Raw genomic sequence first — 17,062 nt, forward strand, 5'->3', positions numbered from 1 at the left:
CTGTACTCGAACGGTTCGTCCTCACACAACGGTTCGATCGGCGTCGGTCACGGCGCCGGATCGTCGGACGGCCCGAGCGATCGGAACGCGATCGTCGGAAACCGCGGTTCGACCGTACTGGGGCGGCGACCGCTGCCGCTCGAGGGGAGCGGCACGCGCTCGATCACGCCGCGATCGGCGAGTTCGTAGAGAAACCGTTTGACGGTGCCGGCCGTCAGCGACGACCGGTCGGCGATCTGGGCCGCGACCTCGCGGATCGGCCGCTGGGCCGTCTCGACCGAGATGAGATCGAGCAGGACCCGCTGGCGCGTCTCCGAGAGCGCGAGTGCCCGATCGACGTGAACCCCGTCCTCGGGGACGTCGGCCTTCGCCGTCTCGAGGTGGCGGTGTTCGATCCGGTCGCTTGCTTCCTCGCTCGCGACCACCGCGGCACCGAACAGCGCCGCGAGCGCGTCGTGGGCGTTTCCGTCGGCCCAGACGGCCAGGTCGCGGACCGACTCGTGATCGAGCGCGCCCGCGGCCAGTCCCGTCGACGCCCGATCGGTGACGACGTCGACCAGTTCGTGGTGTCGGTAGGCCGGCACCGCGACGGTCGGACCCCGCCAGTCGTCGGGTTCGGCCTGGCCGACCGCGAGCGTCGAGACGCTCTCGGCCGCCGGTTCGAGGAGTTCCCGGACCCGATCGTAGGTGAGCGTCTCCGGTTCGTCGTGGTGGTCGATCGCGACGATCGCTCGCCGATCGGGCCGGGAGAGTCGCTCACAGAGCCGCTCACGGAGGTCGTCGGTTCCGACGCCGCTCTCGGGGACGGTGTCGCTCGAGACGACCGAGAGGACGGCCCGGTAGAAAGCGAAGGGGCTGTCGACGCGGCGGGCGTCGACGTAGACGAACCACGTCACCGGACCGAGACTACCGGCCCGCGTCGTCGTGCCGATCGTGCGCGACGATTCGCCGAGTCGATCGTTCATCGCGTCGAAGAGTGCGGTCACGATCGCGGACGTGCCGGCACCCGCCGGGCCGACCACCGCGACCGGAGGCGGAAGATCACCGTCGAACACCGGTTCGAGTTCGTCCAGTAACTGCTCGAGAACGGGGCCGCGCCCGACCGGTTCCGATCGATGGACGACCGGACTGAGGTGGTCCCGATCGACGACGACGTCTTGGCCCTGGTGTGCAGAGCGTCGTCGAGCGATCCGTTCCTGCAGATTCATTACTCCGACCTAGCTCCGACGAGTGCGTCTTCGAGGACTTCGAGCGTGTGCGTGATCTCGTAGCCCGTGCCGTGTTCCATCTGCATCGAGCAGGTCGGGCACTCGGTGAGGCCGGTCTCGGCGTCGGCGTCTTCCATGTGATCGAACATTTCCTCGCCGATTTTCATGGAGGTTTCGTATTTCTCCGCCTTCCAGCCGTAGGTGCCGGAGATGCCGGAACAGGAATCGCCGACGTCCTCGGCCTCGACGCCGTCGATGCGGTCCATTATCTCGATCGTCTGGCCGTCGAGTCCCTGATTGCGCGAGTGACACGGGGCGTGGTAGGCGAAGTTGCTGTCCTCGACGGACGTCCCCTCGAGTGCCCCCTCGAGGTCCTCGTGAACGCGGAGGAACTCGACGGCGTCCCACGTGTTCTCGGCGACGGTTTCGGTCCCCGCGAAATCGAACAGTTCGGGGTACTCCTGGCGGAGCGACATCGAACAGGAGCTACAGGAGGCGACGATATCGGCCCCGTCCGCGATCGCGGCCCCGAGTTCGCGGACGTTCGTCTCGGCCGCACGGCGGGCGTCGTCTAACATCCCGTTCGCGAACATCGGCGTCCCGGAGCAGGACTGTTCGGGCACCATGATCTCGTAGCCGAAGTGCTCGTAGACGCGCACGAGCGCCTTCGCGACCTCCGGGGTGTTGTAGTTCGAGTAACAGCCGTGGAAGTAGGCGATGCGTTTCTCCTCGCTCTCGACCTGTGCCCCACCCCGCTTCGTCCACCACTCCCGGAACGTCTCCGTCGCGAAGTCGGGGAACTCCCGCTCGCTCGTGATCCCGAGCAGTTTCTCGCCCATCCACTTGGTGGCGGAGAGCCCCATCACGAAGTTCGCCGTGCGCGGGAACGTCGCCGCCAGCGGGGCGAGTTTGCGGTAGTTCGCGAGCATCCGGTTTCGCAGGTACTCGCGGGAGATTGTGCTCATCTGCTCGTCGACGTACTCGCCCCGGGCCGTGTTGTGCATCTGCGAAAGGGGCACCTCCGAGGGACAGGCGCTGTCACAGCGCATGCAGTTCGAACACTTCATCACCGAATCGTCGATGTCGTGGTCGTCCTGGCGCTTGAGCCGCCACTGCTCGGGCCCCTGGAACTTCGGCCCCGGGAACTCGTCGTCGACCTCGGCGACCGGACAGTTCGTGTCGCAGGTCGAGCACTTGTAACAGTTGTCCGCCCCCGGCCGCAGGTCCATGTCTTCGGCCTGGGGAAACACCTGGATCGGTTCGAACTCGTCGTCGCCCGGTACGTGGTCGTCGGTCGGCTGTTCTGCGTCGCTCATCGAATCACCTGGGTCAGTCGATCGGGTCGTCGATCGATCGGGTCGGTCGTCTCGTCAGTCATCACAGTTGTCTCGATCATCGTCAGTCACCGCACTCCTCGCCGGCGCGCCGGCCGGCCGCGTAGCCCGTCGCGAGCGAGACGCCGGCACCGGACTTCTCCGCGGCGAAGTCGTAGCCGCCGAGCACCGCGCCCGCCGCGCGCAGGTTCGCGAACTCGGGGTCGTCGGTCGCGTCGAGCGGTCGAAGCTCCCGGTCGGGAGCGAGTCCGAACCGTGCGTAGGGCTGGTCGCCGAAGACGTCGTCGACGAACCAGTCGTAGCGGTCCTCGGCGTGGGACACGTGGCAGTCGAAGATCGGTTCGAACACCCGGTCCCGCTCCGATCGGACGCCCTTGCCGACGAGACCGCCCGTCGCGAGCACGTACTGGTCGGCCCGGTGGGGAATCTCCGCGCCGTGTCGGTCGACGACGACGCGGTCGATCCGATCGGCGTCGCCGTTCGTCTCGTAGTCGATCACGGGCACGCCCGACGTGACGGCCACGCCGGCCGCCTCGAGCGCGTCGTACAGCAGATCCTCGAGGCGCATCCCCGGGAGGCTCGGCGGCCCCATCGGGACCTCGAACACGTCGACGCCGATCGCGTCCGCGAGGTCGGCCCGGACCTCGTCGGCGCGTTCGTCGCCGAGAACGGCGGGGAAGCCGACCCGCGGCTCGTCGTCGAGCTGTGAACGAACCCGCTCTGCGAGCGCCTCGCGGGCGGTCGTCGTCCCGGCGGCCGTCTCGACCGTCTCGTCCTGGTCGAGCAGGTGGGCGTACCGGGTCACCTTCGCGTCGTCGCGGACGATGCCGGGGAACGAGAGGGTCACGCCACGGGTCTCGAACGGCGCGCCCGCAGCCTCGAGGTGGGCCGCGGCGAGCGGTGCCTCGAAGTCCGGGAGCGTCTCGAACCCGACCAGCAGCGCGTCCCGCGGATCGCTCGCCAGTCCGGCGGCGGTCGAAGCGGGGTAGCGTGCGGTCGGTTTGACGGTGCCGCCGTGGGTCGGGACGAGTGCGTTCGCGTCCGTGTGCTCGCCGGCGTACGCGTCACCCGCGACGTCGTCGAAGAACGACAGCGCGTCCCGGACCGTCTCCGCCCCGACGCGTTCGTAGGGATGGCCCTCGGGGAGGTCTTCGAGCGCGTCGAACGGATCGATCAGCGGCCCGTCACCCGCCGGCGTGTAGCCGAGAATATCGATCAGACCGCTGGCGTGGCGGAGGGTACTCTGCTTGTACGTGACCAGCCGCACCCGGGCGTCGCGTTCGGCCGCGGCCAGCGCCGCCGTCGCGCCCGCGATGCCGCCGCCGATCACGAGGACGTCGTCTTCGATCGCCATCTCACTGCCCTCCGTCGGTTCGCGGTTCCGTCCGGGTTCGGCCACCGTCGAACGCCTCGTACCCGATCGGGTCGGCGGCGCTGGCCGGATCGTTGTCGCGGTTCATCGTCGTCGCGTGCAGCGCGTAGTTGAGCATCGCCTGGGAGAGCTGTTCGCCCCAGAGGGCGTGGCGCTCCCCCTTCCAGCGTTCCTGGAAGAGTTCGTCGAGCGCCGCCCTGACCGTCGGCTCGTCGTACTCGGGGTGGAGTTCGTTGGCCATGTTCTGACAGCAGAAGCCGCCCTGGCAGTTCCCCATCGAGGCGCGCGTCCGAATGCGGACCGCGTTGAGGTCGGAGCCGGACTGGGAAATCGCGTCCTGGATCTCCGCCCTCGTGACGCCCTCACACTGGCAGATTACCGGGTTCGCCGCGTCGGTATCGAGCACGTCCGCCGCGCGGCTTCCCAGCCGCTGTTTGCTGCGCCGAGCGATCGGCGATCGGAGCCCGAAGTCGTCCATCCCGTCCTCGAGCACCGAAATGTTCTCGCTGCCGGGCAGTGGTTCCTCGGCGGTGGCACACGACGCGGTAACGCCGAGTTTGTCGCAGACGTGGTCGGAAATTTGCTCGGCCATCATCCGGTAGGTGGTGAACTTCCCGCCGACGATGCTGGACATCCCCGCGACGCCGTCGCGCTCGTCGTGATCGAGCAGGAAGAAGTCCCGCGTGATGTCCGTCGGATCGTCGGTCCCCGTCCCCGGCGGCTCGTACAGCGGCCGGACGCCCCAGAACGAGCGGATCGTCCGTGCCTCCTGCAGGATCGGGACGAGTTCCGAGAGGGTGTCGATCATGTGGTCGACCTCCCACTCCTCCTCGGGGTAGTCGTCCGGGTCGTCGACCTCCTCGTCGGTCGTCCCGAGGATGGCGGTCGTCTCGTGGGGGACGACGATGTCGGCGTCGCCTTTCGGCCGACAGCGGTTGATCACGGTGTCGACCTGCCGGACGTTCATGATCGTCATGACGCCCTTGGAGGGCCGGACCTCGACGTCGAGGTTCGCCATCGCGCCGATCTGGCCCGCCCACGCGCCCGTCGCGTTGACGACGTAGTCGGCGGTGATCTCCTCGGTTGTGCCGGAGGCCCCATGCGTGCGCTTGCCCGGCCCGGAGTCGTGGCGCACTTTCACGCCGTAGATGTCGTCGCCGTCGCGAAGCAGGTCGACCACTTCGGCGTGGGTCTCGATGCGTGCGCCGTGGTTCTCGGCGTCGATCGCGTTCGCGACGCAGAGCCGGAACGGATCGACCGCGCCGTCCGGGACCTCGATCGCCCGCTTGACGTCCTTCGCGAGGTACGGTTCGACCTCGCGGGCTTCCCGTCCCGAGAGCACGCGTGCGGGAATGTTACACTCCCGACACCCCTCGAGTTTCTCTCGGAAGTAGTCGTCCGGGTCCTCGGGTCGCTGGACGAACAGGCCACCGGTCATCTCGACGCAGTGGCCGGCGATCTCCCGCAGGACCTCGTTTTCCTCGATGCACTCCGTCGCACTGGCCTGGTCGGAGACGGCGTACCGGCCACCGCTGTGCAGGAGGCCGTGCATCCGGCCAGTCGTCCCGTCGGTCAGATTGCCTCGTTCGACGAGGGTCACCTCGAGCCCGCGCATCGCCAGATCCCTGGCGATACCACAGCCCGTGGACCCCCCGCCGAGAACGAGGACCTCGGTGTCGTGTGCCATCCCTTCATTCCCATCTAGGACGCCTCCGTCTTTATTTTATCGGCGCTTGCCCAACACCCATAACGAATTGCAGGTATTGCGACCAGTCCGTTCCAACAGAAACTCCCGGGTTGCGATACGACAAATTCTGGAACGCGTGATTAACTCGACATCCGGGTGAACCGGGCGAATCTCCGCCGAGAAATATAGCATTTATTATAAAATCTGTGTTAGAGTTTCGGTAACATTTATAATGATCGTCGCTACTGTTTACCAGTAGCACGCGACCATCAGTAAAGACGTCGCGTGGGAATTCACATGGGGTGACCAGAAGTGACTGACAATACATACGTCGGCGCAGTAGACCAGGGGACGACCGGTACGCGGTTTATCGTTTTCGATCACGAGGGCCAGGTCGTCGCCAGCGCGTACGAGAAACACGAACAGATATACCCGGAACCCGGCTGGGTCGAGCACGACCCGATGGAGATCTGGGAGAACACGAAAAGCGTCATCACGACCGCGCTCGGGCAGGCGGGCATCAGTCCCGACCAGCTCGAGGCGCTGGGCGTGACGAACCAGCGTGAAACCACGCTCCTGTGGGACGCCGACTCCGGCAAGCCGGTCCACAACGCCATCGTCTGGCAGGACCGCAGAACCACGGACCGCGTCGAGCAACTCGAGGAGGACGGGCTGGTCGGGACCATCCGCGAGAAGACCGGGCTGGAGGCCGACGCGTACTTCTCGGCGACCAAGGCCGAGTGGCTGCTCGACAACGCCGACCCGATCAAGCTCGAGCGATCGCGGCCGGAAGACATTCGCGACCGTGCGGAGAAGGGCGAAGTGCTCTTCGGCACGATCGACACGTGGCTCATCTACAACCTCACGGGCAACCACATCACCGAGGTCACGAACGCGTCGCGGACGATGCTGTACAACATCCACGACCTCGAGTGGGACGACGACCTCCTGGAGGAGTTCTCGGTCCCCGCGGAGATGCTGCCCGAGGTCCGGCCGTCCAGCGACGACGACACCTACGGGACGACCGATCCCGAGGGCTTCCTCGAGGCCGAGGTGCCGGTCGCGGGCGCGCTCGGTGACCAGCAGGCGGCCCTGTTCGGCCAGACCTGTTTCGACGCCGGCGACGCGAAGAACACCTACGGGACGGGCTCGTTCTTCCTGATGAACACCGGCAACGAGGCCGTCGAGAGCGACCACGGCCTCCTGACGACGATCGGCTTCCAGAAGTCGGGCGAGGACGTCCAGTACGCCCTCGAGGGCTCGATCTTCATCACCGGCGCGGCGATCGAGTGGCTCGAGGACATGACGCTGATCGACGATCCCGCGGAGACGGCGGAACTCGCCCGCAGCGTCGACTCGACGGACGGCGTCTACGTCGTCCCCGCCTTCACGGGGCTCGGTGCGCCACACTGGGATCAGCGCGCACGCGGGACCATCGTCGGGATGACCCGCGGCACCCGCAAGGAGCACATCGTGCGTGCGACCCTGGAGTCGATCGCCTACCAGACCCGCGACGTCGCCGAGGCTATGGAAGCGGATTCGGGCATCGAGATGACGTCGCTGAAGGTCGACGGCGGTGCCGTCAAGAACAACTACCTCTGTCAGCTCCAGTCCGACATCATCGGCTCGGACATCGTCCGCCCCGTCGTCGACGAGACGACGGCGCTCGGCTCCGCGTACGCGGCCGGGCTGGCCGTCGGCTACTGGAGCGACGTGGACAGCCTGCGCGACAACTGGCAGGTCGACGCCGAGTTCGAATCCGAGATGAACCGGGACGAGGCCGACGAGATGTACGACCGCTGGGGCGACGCGCTCGAGCGATCGCGTGACTGGGCAACGGACGGTGGGGGCGAATGATCGACGCGTTACTCGACCTCGCGGAGATCATCGCCGCCTTCGGCGGCGGCGCGTTCGGTGCGGCGCTCGGTCCGCTGCCAGCCTTTATTTTCACCGGCTTCATGGTGATCGCCGGCGAAGCGGCGGCGATCACCGGCATCGAAGGCTCCGGCGCGATCACTGGCAGCGTCGCCTTCGGCCCGCCGTTCTCGCCGGCCATCTCCTTCGCCGGCGGTGTCGCCGCGACCGCCTACGCCGCACGGCAAGGCTACATGGATACCGATTTCGACTACCACGAGGCGAAGAACATCGCGTTCGCGCTCGGGACCAAGCCCGACGTGCTCGCCGTCGGCGGCGCGTTCGGGATCTTCGGCTACTGGCTCCAGACGGCCTCGGCGGAACTGGCGCTGCCGTACGACCCGATCGCGATGGGCGTCGTCCTCTCGGCGCTGTTCCACCGGCTCATCCTCGGCTACAGCGTCATCGGCAAGGTCCGCGGCTCGGGCATCCTCGACATGGGCCCGTTCGAGCGCGAAGAGCGCCGCGCCGCGGCCGACGGGGGCGAAGCGATGACCGACGGGGGCGAAGCACAGTCCGCGGCCGCTGCCGCCCAGACCGGTCGCTTCGCGGTCGAACCGTGGCTTCCCCACCAGTACCAGTGGGGCCACGTCGCGATGATCGGCCTCGCGGCCGGGCTGCTCGGAGCCTACACCGCGCTGGTCACCGGGAGCGCGTTTCTCGCCTTCGGGATCAGCGCCGCGACGCTGCTGTTCCTCAACTGCGGCGTCGAACAGATTCCAGTAACTCACCACATGACGCTGCCGGCCTCGACGGCCGCACTCGCCGTCACCGCAGAAGGCGGTGCCGTGATCGCCGGTGCTGGTGAGCCGACCGCACTCATCATCGGCGGCGTCTTCGGCGTGATCTGTGCGCTGTTCGGCGAGCTGTTCCAGCGGGTCTTCTACGCCCACGGCGACACCCACTGGGACCCGCCGGCCGCTGCGATCGTCTTCGGGACCTTCCTGATCGCGATCCTGTACTTCGCGGGCGTCTTCCCGGACGCCGTCTGGGTCCCGACGCTGTAACTCGACCGAAGCATTCGCATCCGACTTTTTTAGGTGCTACACTGCTCACCTCAGGGTATGACTGCCGATCCGCCGCTCGTCCTCGACATCGACGGGACGCTCACCCGCCCCGAGCGGTGGGGCATCGATCCCCGCGTCTTCGATCCGATCCGCGAGTGGGACGCCCCCGTCGTGATCGCCACCGGGAAGGCGTTCCCCTATCCAGTCGCCCTCTGTCACTTCGTCGGCGTGCCCGAACTCGTCGTCGCCGAGAACGGCGGCGTCGTCTACACCGGCGACGACGTCCACTTCACCGCCGATCGCGAGGCCGCCCAGGCCGTCGTCGAGGAGTACCGGGCCCGCGGCTACTCGCTCGGCTGGGGGCCGGAAGACACCGTCAACCGGTGGCGTGAGACCGAGATCGCCGTCAACCTGGAGCAGCCGATCGGACCCCTGCGCGAGATCGCCGCCGCCCACGGCCTCGAGGTGGTCGACACCGGCTACGCCTACCACGTGAAAGACCCCAGCCCGAACAAGGGCGACGGCGTCGAGACGATCGCAGACTACGTCGGGATCGACCTCGCCGAGTGCGTGGCCGTCGGCGACTCGATGAACGACGTCTCGACGTTCGAGCGCGTCGGCCGAAGCTTCGCGGTCGCGAACGCCGACGAGGCCGCGAAAGCCGCGGCCGACGACGTGCTCGATCAGCAACACGCAGACGGAACGCTGACAGTGCTCGATCGGGTTCGCGGGTCGGAATAGCATCTTCTGAGAGGGACGTTCGAAGACGAGACCGCTCCAGCGAGGCGCGATAAGCGTTATCGGGTCGCGAAATCGCGCCACCGGGACGCGCTGTCGACATCGTCTAGAATTCTAGTACTGACACGAATTGATGACTAACCACGCAAGTTGAAATATCTTCAAACGATCCGGCGTCGATACCGTATTCATGGCGGATATCATCGCGAAGGTGAATCGGGCCGTCAGCGATCCATCGACCGTCCAGCCGTGGGTCGAGACCAATCGGCGCAAGGTCGAGCGCTGGATCCGTCGCGGGGAGGTGGGACCGCTACTCGGCGGGATCACGGGCGGTCTCCTCGACTGGAACGCGTACACGGAGTACCTCGCCTGGAGAGGCGATACTGGGCTCGTGGTGCGCGAGATCAACGGCAGCGAAATGGTTCTCGACCCGTCGATGGACGGCATCTCGCAGGAGTTGCTCATGTACGGCGGGCGCGAAGAACTGTCGGCCAGCATCTTCGAGGCGGAACTCGAACGGCTCAGAGATCGGATCGATTCGACCGTGACCGTCCTGGAAATCGGCGCCAACATCGGGTACTACGCACTGCTGGAGGCGCACGTGCTCGGAGACCGGGGTCGGATACTGGCGTTCGAACCCGATCCGAGAAACGTCGACCTCCTCTCGCGATCGATCGAACGCAACGGGTACGGCGACCTGATCGACGTCGAACGGGTGGCGGTGGGAGACAGCGACGGCACCGTCACGTTCAATATCTTGCCGTTGAGCAACAAGTCACACGTCGACGAGGACTTTTTCGACCGGAAACATCATATCGAGCGACAGATCGAGGTCCCCCAGAAACGGATCTCGACGCTCCTCGACGAGCGGGACGTCGCACCGGAAGCGATCAACGTCGTCCGGATGGACGTCGAGGGGTACGAAGCACAGGTGTTCCGGGGAATGCCTGCCGTCCTCGAGTCGAACCAGCCGCTGGTGGTCTTCTTCGAACTCCATCGCTCCAGGTTAGCCGACGAGACGTTCGAACAGCTGCTCGACACGCTGGAGGAATCTGATCTCGAAATCGTCGCCGTGACAGACCTCGAGGGCCCGATGTGGTACGAGGTCCGGCTCCCGTGGGACTCGTTCGACGAGCTGCGTGCGATGGACGAGTCCCACTCGATTCACGTCGTTCTCAGACGGACGTAGTCACGTCATCTCCAGTCGAGAGTCCGCACGCGGAACGCTTTTGCACTGGCACCCGAACCGAGACGTATGGGACCGGTAACGTCACCCGCGATCGCACTTCTCGGCCTCGCGGCGACGATCGCCGCGTTCGCGTACGTCTACCGGGACGCGACGGGGGTCGAGATCGGACGGCCCCGACTGTGGGCGGCGATCGCGGCGGCCCCCGTCGCGATCGGATTCGGGCTGTACCTGTTCGTCCCGGCCGCGCCGATGACCGGCGTCATCCTCACCGCCAACACGGGGCTGGTACTGTACACCTTCGAGCGGGAGGTCGCGACGGAGGACGACGAACCGGCCGAACCGGGGCAATTGCCACACAAGAAGTAGCCTCGGCATATCGTGGTCGCGAACGCCGACGAAAGCGCGTGGAAAACCGCCGGCGATGACGGCGGGGACGTCCATTCGAACAGGACGGTGGCAGTGTCGGATGGGACGCCGATCGTGTCCCCACGTGGGACATATCAACGCAACTACTATCACTCATACCTGAATACGCAATTCCATGCCCTCCATCTGCCGTCGCGCGTTTCTCGGTGCTGTTACGACGGGCGGTATTGCTGGCTGTGCGGATCGGCTCGCCACCGATGAGCACGACACGTCACCGGCGGACCGACACGTCCCGCTCTCGTACGAACCCGGGGCGGACGAGTGGATTCGCTCGACCCGATCGTTCGCCAACGACCTGGTCGCTCCGGCAGCGACACCGCCACATGAAGGACCGACCGAACGGTGGGCGAGAAGGGAACGAGGACGCGTCGATCACGTCGCCGTGGCCGACGGCGTCGTCTTCGCCGGCGGTCCCGACGGGGTGGAAGCCCGTGGACTCGAAGACGGAGCGCGGCTCTGGAGCGAGGACAGGCCTGGCGACGTCGTCGTAATCGATGGGCGCTGTTACACCCAATTGGAAGAGACACTCATCGCTCGGGATGCCAGCACGGGCGAGGAGGAGTGGCGACACGAATTACCGGACCGATCACGGGACCTCGTCGAGATCGACGGAACGGTCTACTGTACCACAGATGGCGACCTGCACGGACTGCACGCCGACACTGGCGACCACCGGTGGACGATCGACAGTGACGGGGTTCGTGGCACTCTCGCCGTCGCCAACAACAGACTCCACTGGGTAACGTGGGAAGCGTACCACATCCTCTCGCCGAACGGGCCGCATCGTCCGGCCGAACGGAAGATCAAGACCATTTCGCTCGACGGCTTCGAGTCGTGGATATCACCGTCCCGCCCTGCCGTGGTCGACGGGACGATCGCTCTCGGTGGCGAATCGGAGGGCCCAGATCCGAAAGCCCCGATTCGGACACTATCGACTCGAGGCACTGTCTGGCAGCGGCCGTTCGAACCATCAGTTTCGACGCCCGCGATCCTCGAAGACCGCCTGCTCGTCAGCGGCTACGATAACAACTGGAGCGAACTCGACGAAAGCCCCGTGGGGCTGATTGACCTCGAGACAGGTGATCACGTCTGGGAGGAGACCGTCCCCGAACCGGCCGGTCCGCCCGCCGTCGCGGACGGATTGTGCTACCTGGGCGGGAGCCACCCCGAATCGGCGCGCGGAACCGGCCGCCTGTTCGCGCTCGAAGTCGAAACGGGCGCGGTTCGCTGGGAACTGGAGACGGCCGGCGCGTTCGGCCCCCATCCCCTCGCGCTCGTCGAAGACGCCATCGTTCTCGGGACGCGGGAGGGCGTGGTGGTTCTCGAATAGCCGCTGAAGCGATGGTCACGACCACACGCCTTTTCATCACGCCCGTCCAACGACCGGCAACATGAGCGACTCCGCGGATCCCGGGGGAGGCCGCACGCCCGCCAGCGCCCAGGGCGAGGGGACGGAAAACGGCGGGCCGGCACAGGTCTCGAGCCCGGACTACCACAGCGAGAACCACACGGCCGCCCAGACCTGCGGCTGGACCGCGAACGCCATGCGCGGCGAGGGGAAGTGCTACAAGAACATTTGGTACGGGATCGAGTCACACCGCTGTATCCAGATGACGCCCGTGGTCAAGTGCAACGAACGCTGCGTCTTCTGCTGGCGCGATCACCAGGGCCACGCCTACGAGATGGACGACGTCGAGTGGGACGACCCCGAGGCCGTCGTCGACGCCTCGATCGACCTCCAGAAGAAGCTCCTGTCGGGCTTCGGCGGAAACGACGAGGTTCCCCGCGAGGTCTTCGACCAGGCGATGGAACCGCGCCACGTCGCCATCTCGCTGGACGGCGAACCGTCGCTGTACCCCTACCTGCCCGAACTCATCGAGGCGTTCCACGATCGGGACATCACCACCTTCCTCGTCTCGAACGGCACCCGCCCCGAGGTGCTCCGGGAGTGCGATCCCACCCAATTGTACGTCAGCGTCGACGCGCCCGAGCGACACACGTTCGACGAGGTCGTCGGCGCGATGGAGGACGACGCCTGGGAGAAACTGCTCGAGACGATGGCCGTCCTCGCCGCGAAGGACGAGACCCGGACCGTCCTCCGGACGACCCTCGTCGAGGGTGAGAACATGCACCACCCCGACTGGTACGCCGGCTTCTACCAGCAGGCGGATCCCGACTTCGTCGAGCTGAAGGCCTACATGCACGTCGGTCACTCGCGGGGCCGACTCGATCGATCGTCGATGCCCGACCACGAGACGGTCGTCGAGTTCGCCGAGGGCGTCCGGGAGTACATGCCGGAGTTCACCGAACTCAAGGAGGTCCCCGCCTCCCGCGTCGCCCTCCTCTCGAAGACCAGTGATACCTGGGTTCCCAAACTGAAGAAAGACAGCGAGTTCTGGGCGCGCGATCCGGTGACCGGCGACTGACGCGTCGGCGAGCAGGTCGCACGCCGGCCACCTCAATCGGCCGATCGAACGACGTACTGCTCGAAACGGGACCCGCGGAGGACGCCGCGGATCGTCACCCGGAGTCTCCGGCTGATCGCCACCAGGGTCGTCGAGTACACCGCCGCGCCGACCGCGACGACGGCGAGCAGGTGGTACCACCGGTCGACGGAGACGGTCCGCACGATCGCGACGACGACCAGGAACATGAGCACCGCCGCGGCGACCTGTTCGAGCAGCGTCCGGGGGAGCAACGTAACGCCCGGCAGTTCCCGCCCGACGACGCGCGCCGAGAGGACGTACCGGAGCGTCTCGGCGACGATCGTGGCGACGACGACTCCGATCGCCCCGTACGCGAGCGTCAGCACGACGCCGAGGACGATGTTGAGCGCTAGCGTCACCGCCGAGATCCGCGTGTTGACGTCCGGTCGGTCGATGCCGCCGATCGCGCTGGTGAGCGGGCCGCTCTGCGTGCTCGCGATCTGGAACAGCGCGAGTCCGACCAGCAACGCGGCGGCGTCGGCGTATTCGGGGCCGAACGCCGTCACGACGAGTAGCTCGGGCATCGCGACGGCACCGAAGAACATCGGAATCGCGACGACGCTCGAGAACGCGAGCGTGTTCGAGACGTCCTCGCTCACGTCCTCGCCCTGGCTGTGGAGCCGACTGACGCGGGCCATCAGCACGCTCTGGGCCGCCAGCATCACGAACGTCGCCGGCAATGTGAGCTTCAGTGCGACCTCGTACCGGCCGGCCGCCGCGGGCGCGAGGAGGTACCCCAGCAGGAGGATGTCGAACCGGTCGTACGCCTGGCCCAGGAACGAGTTGGGGATGCTGTACTTCGCGTACGACCAGAGGCCTCCCAGCGTCTCGCGGCTTGGGACCGTCGGTCTCGTCCGGACGAAGTGCCAGAGGGCGGGTAGCGAGAGGAACGTCGCCGCGGCCAGCCCGTAGGCCATGCCGGCGGCACCGAGACCGAGGAGGACGAGCGCGAGCTGCAGCGGGAAGGTCAGCAGCGATCGGAACGTGTCGATCCACATCGAGGCGCCGGCCAGTCCGCGGGCCTGAACGACGCGATCGGTTGGCTCGTAGAGCGTGACGGCGCCCATCAAGACGACGAACAGCACGGGTGCCTCGGGCAGGCCGGTGTAGGAGACGAGCCACCCGGACGCGAGGACACCGGCTACTCCCGTGGCCGAGAGCCACGCGAGCGTGAACAGCAACTGCCCCCCGATCAGCTCCCGTTCCGGGGCGTCGACCTCCGAGAATCGCTTCATGATCGCCGTTCCCCACCCGTTGACCGCCCGGTCGCCGAGCTTCACCAGCGAGAAGAGCAGGTAGAACCCGCCGAACCCGGTCGGCCCGAGCATCCGCGCGAAGACGACGGTCCCGGCGAACCCGATCACGGCCATCGTGAACTTCGCGACCGTCGCCTTCACCGTCTCTCCGCCGAGGCTAACCGACGTTGCGTCCGTCATGGGTCTCGATCGGGGCGCGGCGAGTGAGACGTCCGACAGTCCGTTCCGTTCTGTCCCGCCAGCGGTGCGTGACCGGCGGCTTCGGCCGTCGCTCGATCGCTCGCGTCCGATCGACGTGACTCGGGTGAGAGGAGGATCGTCACCATCGATATCAGCGGACGAGTTCGCGTCGGGAAACACTGCATCACCCGACGGTATTAGTGTACCGCCTACTACGGCTGTTGAGACGCTCGCCGGCACCCGATCCGTATCCCGACCCCGGGGTCCGCAGGTCCCCCGGACGTTGAATACCGGGCTCGTGGTTGGTCACGTATGACGACGCTCGGGATCGTCGCCCTCGACGCCGCCGACTACGCCCTCGCTCGCGAGTGGAACTGCGAGAACGTCCTGTGCGATACCCACCGCGAACTCGAGACGTTCGCCCACTCCGGTACGAACCCGAACACGCTCGAGGTCTGGACGTCGGTTGCGACGGGGGTCGAGCCGGCGGACCACGGCCTCGCATCGACCGGTGAGCAACAGCAGTGGGAAAATCCGGTGCTCGAGTACGCGAGCAAGGTAGCGCCCTATCTCCTCCCGAAGGAAACGCGAATAAAACTCGGCACGTGGCTGCGCGGCGACTCCGGGGCCGGGAGCGGGGGCAACGGCAGCGACGGCGGCGGGATGACGCTGCGTCAGACCGCACATCCCCACCTCTTCGGATCCGACGGCCGCGTCGTGCGGTGGTGGCCGGGCGTCACCCCGGCAGAACACCTGAGCCAGACCTGGCACTGGCTCAACCTCGCCTCGAGCGGCGAAATCACCGACGACGAACTCTGGCGGCGACTCTACGGGAACGCCGGCCTCGAGATCGGCTGGCTCCAGGGGATGGGACAGACCGACGTGACCGTCGCCGGCGTTCACATGCACGTCCTCGACGCCGCCGGGCACGCCTTCGCGACGCACCCGGATCGCCTCTGTGAGGTGTACGAGCGGGTCGATCGCCTGCTCGGGTCCGTCCGCGAGCACGTCGACGAGTTGCTCGTGCTCTCGGACCACGGGATGCAGGTCGAGTGGATCGACGGCGACTCCGAACCGGGCTTTCACAGCTTTCGGGCGCTCGCGTCGACGACTCTCGACGACGATCCGCCAGCGAGCGTGTTCGACGTTCGCGAGTGGGTCGACACGCGCGTCGACGACTCCGGCAGGGAGCGAGCCGATCGTCGATCGGCCGTGATGGACACGACCGAGGAACAGCTCCGGGATCTGGGCTACCTTGAGTGACGCCGGCGGGGATCGGCAGTTCGCACCGCGTCCGTCGGCGGTCCCTCGAGCGCGCCGTCGATCAGTCGAGATAGCCGAGTTCGCGCAGGTGGTCGGTCGGCACGTCGATGCGTTCCTCGCCGGCCACGGCGCCGGAACCGCCGACCTGCGTCCGGCGTGCACGCGCTTCGACCCACTCGCGAACGTCGAACACCGACTCCGGACGCGTCTCCGCGGTCGTACTCGCGTACGCCCGCCAGGAGTGGGTCGCCGGGTTCTCGTCGGCGTCGGGCGGATAAAAGGCCGCTCGCATCCCGTGATCGCTGAGTATCAGGAGGTCGTCGCCCTCCCCGAGCGCGTCGACGACGTCCCGGACGAACTCCCCCACGCGGGCGTAGGCGTGCCGGAGCGCGTCTTCGTCGTCGGCGTAGGCGTGACCGGCCGCGTCCAGCGCGTGGACGTGGACGCCGGCGATCGAGACGGGGTGGTTCAGCATCTCGCGTGCCCAGGCGAACTGCTGGGCACACTGGCCGAACAGTTCGCGCTCGAACTCGCTGCGGGGCATGCCCTGAGCGACGGCGTTCATCAGGTCCCACGCCCGCTGGAGCGGCCGGCCGTCGGCGACGCCCGGCCAGTTGTGGACGACCGCGCCGTCGGCGTCGAACATCGACTCGGCGTCCGTGCGGCCGATCCGCTCGCGCTCGCCCGTCCGCGACCGGACGAACTTCCCGAGCGTCCCGCGGGTCGACTCGTCCAGCCGCCCCGATACGCGGGAGAGCCCCTCGAGGACCGGGTTGTCCCACTCGCTCGTACCGCCGCCGGTGACGCCGTGATCTTCCGGGGGCAGGCCGGTCGCGACCGTCGCCCACACTTCCGGCGTGTACGGGAGGTCCTGCGTCCGCGCGAACGTCTCGAGGTCGCCGCTCGTCTCGAGTCGCACCTCGTCGAGGTCGAAGTACTCGACCAGCCCCGCGTCGAGAGCGTCTAGCGCCAGCACCACCACTGTCATCCGTCGATCCCTCC

General features: G+C 67.0%; 14 protein-coding genes. 8 read left to right on the forward strand and 6 right to left on the reverse strand.

Annotated features, from left to right (window positions below):
- Positions 1-47: 47 nt before the first annotated feature.
- The 4 genes from MUG98_RS15280 to glpA all read right to left on the reverse strand — a co-directional run bounded on the left by MUG98_RS15280 (position 48) and on the right by glpA (position 5,601).
- Complete coding sequence (locus tag MUG98_RS15280; protein ID WP_265108303.1) at positions 48-1,208, reverse strand: Cdc6/Cdc18 family protein; 1,161 nt, start codon at positions 1,206-1,208, stop codon at positions 48-50.
- A complete protein-coding gene (locus tag MUG98_RS15285) occupies positions 1,208-2,524 on the reverse strand; it encodes an anaerobic glycerol-3-phosphate dehydrogenase subunit C (RefSeq protein WP_265108304.1) in 1,317 nt (438 codons plus the stop codon). Before MUG98_RS15285 ends, MUG98_RS15280 begins: the two co-directional genes overlap by 1 nt.
- A gap of 82 nt (positions 2,525-2,606) precedes the next feature.
- Positions 2,607-3,896: a glycerol-3-phosphate dehydrogenase subunit GlpB gene (gene glpB / locus MUG98_RS15290; RefSeq protein ID WP_265112470.1), complete on the reverse strand. Its 1,290-nt coding sequence runs from the start codon at positions 3,894-3,896 to the stop codon at positions 2,607-2,609.
- 1 nt (position 3,897) lies between these two features.
- A complete protein-coding gene (gene glpA, locus MUG98_RS15295) occupies positions 3,898-5,601 on the reverse strand; it encodes an anaerobic glycerol-3-phosphate dehydrogenase subunit GlpA (protein ID WP_265108305.1) in 1,704 nt (567 codons plus the stop codon).
- 312 nt (positions 5,602-5,913) lie between these two features.
- On the opposite strand from glpA, the gene glpK reads away from it, so the two are divergent.
- The 7 genes from glpK (at position 5,914) to twy1 (ending at position 13,301) form a co-directional block, all read left to right on the forward strand.
- A complete protein-coding gene (glpK, locus tag MUG98_RS15300) occupies positions 5,914-7,458 on the forward strand; it encodes a glycerol kinase GlpK (RefSeq protein WP_265108306.1) in 1,545 nt (514 codons plus the stop codon).
- A complete protein-coding gene (locus MUG98_RS15305; protein WP_265108307.1) occupies positions 7,455-8,522 on the forward strand; it encodes a DUF7973 family transport facilitator in 1,068 nt (355 codons plus the stop codon). The genes glpK and MUG98_RS15305 overlap by 4 nt, the downstream gene beginning before the upstream one ends.
- A gap of 57 nt (positions 8,523-8,579) precedes the next feature.
- Positions 8,580-9,263, forward strand: coding sequence for a phosphoglycolate phosphatase (locus tag MUG98_RS15310; RefSeq protein WP_265108308.1), 684 nt, complete (start codon positions 8,580-8,582; stop codon positions 9,261-9,263).
- 187 nt (positions 9,264-9,450) lie between these two features.
- Positions 9,451-10,449: an FkbM family methyltransferase gene (locus tag MUG98_RS15315; protein ID WP_265108309.1), complete on the forward strand. Its 999-nt coding sequence runs from the start codon at positions 9,451-9,453 to the stop codon at positions 10,447-10,449.
- A gap of 66 nt (positions 10,450-10,515) precedes the next feature.
- Positions 10,516-10,815, forward strand: coding sequence for a hypothetical protein (locus tag MUG98_RS15320; RefSeq protein ID WP_265108310.1), 300 nt, complete (start codon positions 10,516-10,518; stop codon positions 10,813-10,815).
- Between the two features lie 175 nt (positions 10,816-10,990).
- Positions 10,991-12,205, forward strand: a complete 1,215-nt coding sequence (locus tag MUG98_RS15325) for a PQQ-binding-like beta-propeller repeat protein (protein ID WP_265108311.1) — start codon at positions 10,991-10,993, stop codon at positions 12,203-12,205.
- A gap of 61 nt (positions 12,206-12,266) precedes the next feature.
- Complete coding sequence (gene twy1 / locus MUG98_RS15330) at positions 12,267-13,301, forward strand: 4-demethylwyosine synthase TYW1 (protein WP_265108312.1); 1,035 nt, start codon at positions 12,267-12,269, stop codon at positions 13,299-13,301.
- 32 nt (positions 13,302-13,333) lie between these two features.
- Here the strand turns inward: twy1 and MUG98_RS15335 are convergent, their stop codons facing one another.
- Positions 13,334-14,797, reverse strand: coding sequence for a lipopolysaccharide biosynthesis protein (locus MUG98_RS15335; RefSeq protein ID WP_265108313.1), 1,464 nt, complete (start codon positions 14,795-14,797; stop codon positions 13,334-13,336).
- Positions 14,798-15,109: 312 nt separating this feature from the next.
- Between MUG98_RS15335 and MUG98_RS15340 the strand changes: the two genes are divergently transcribed.
- Entirely contained in the window at positions 15,110-16,060 is a 951-nt protein-coding gene (locus MUG98_RS15340) for an alkaline phosphatase family protein (protein WP_265108314.1), read from the forward strand.
- Positions 16,061-16,121: 61 nt separating this feature from the next.
- On the opposite strand, the gene MUG98_RS15345 is transcribed toward MUG98_RS15340, so the two are convergent.
- The gene (locus MUG98_RS15345) at positions 16,122-17,048 is read right to left on the reverse strand and encodes an alkaline phosphatase family protein (protein ID WP_265108315.1); all 927 of its coding nucleotides are present in this window, start codon (positions 17,046-17,048) and stop codon (positions 16,122-16,124) included.
- Positions 17,049-17,062 lie beyond the last annotated feature (14 nt).

Source organism: Halosolutus halophilus, from assembly GCF_022869805.1.
Lineage (GTDB): Archaea > Halobacteriota > Halobacteria > Halobacteriales > Natrialbaceae > Halosolutus > Halosolutus halophilus.

Excerpts from the sequence above, each read along its gene's own strand:
- glpB (WP_265112470.1), bottom strand. The coding sequence starts at position 3,896 with ATGGCGATCGAAGACGACGTCCTCGTGATCGGCGGCGGCATCGCGGGC.
- MUG98_RS15280 (WP_265108303.1), bottom strand. The coding sequence starts at position 1,208 with ATGAATCTGCAGGAACGGATCGCTCGACGACGCTCTGCACACCAGGGC.
- MUG98_RS15285 (WP_265108304.1), bottom strand. The coding sequence starts at position 2,524 with ATGAGCGACGCAGAACAGCCGACCGACGACCACGTACCGGGCGACGAC.
- MUG98_RS15315 (WP_265108309.1), top strand. The coding sequence starts at position 9,451 with ATGGCGGATATCATCGCGAAGGTGAATCGGGCCGTCAGCGATCCATCG.
- twy1 (WP_265108312.1), top strand. The coding sequence starts at position 12,267 with ATGAGCGACTCCGCGGATCCCGGGGGAGGCCGCACGCCCGCCAGCGCC.
- MUG98_RS15310 (WP_265108308.1), top strand. The coding sequence starts at position 8,580 with ATGACTGCCGATCCGCCGCTCGTCCTCGACATCGACGGGACGCTCACC.
- MUG98_RS15325 (WP_265108311.1), top strand. The coding sequence starts at position 10,991 with ATGCCCTCCATCTGCCGTCGCGCGTTTCTCGGTGCTGTTACGACGGGC.
- MUG98_RS15335 (WP_265108313.1), bottom strand. The coding sequence starts at position 14,797 with ATGACGGACGCAACGTCGGTTAGCCTCGGCGGAGAGACGGTGAAGGCG.
- glpA (WP_265108305.1), bottom strand. The coding sequence starts at position 5,601 with ATGGCACACGACACCGAGGTCCTCGTTCTCGGCGGGGGGTCCACGGGC.
- MUG98_RS15305 (WP_265108307.1), top strand. The coding sequence starts at position 7,455 with ATGATCGACGCGTTACTCGACCTCGCGGAGATCATCGCCGCCTTCGGC.
- MUG98_RS15345 (WP_265108315.1), bottom strand. The coding sequence starts at position 17,048 with ATGACAGTGGTGGTGCTGGCGCTAGACGCTCTCGACGCGGGGCTGGTC.
- MUG98_RS15340 (WP_265108314.1), top strand. The coding sequence starts at position 15,110 with ATGACGACGCTCGGGATCGTCGCCCTCGACGCCGCCGACTACGCCCTC.
- MUG98_RS15320 (WP_265108310.1), top strand. The coding sequence starts at position 10,516 with ATGGGACCGGTAACGTCACCCGCGATCGCACTTCTCGGCCTCGCGGCG.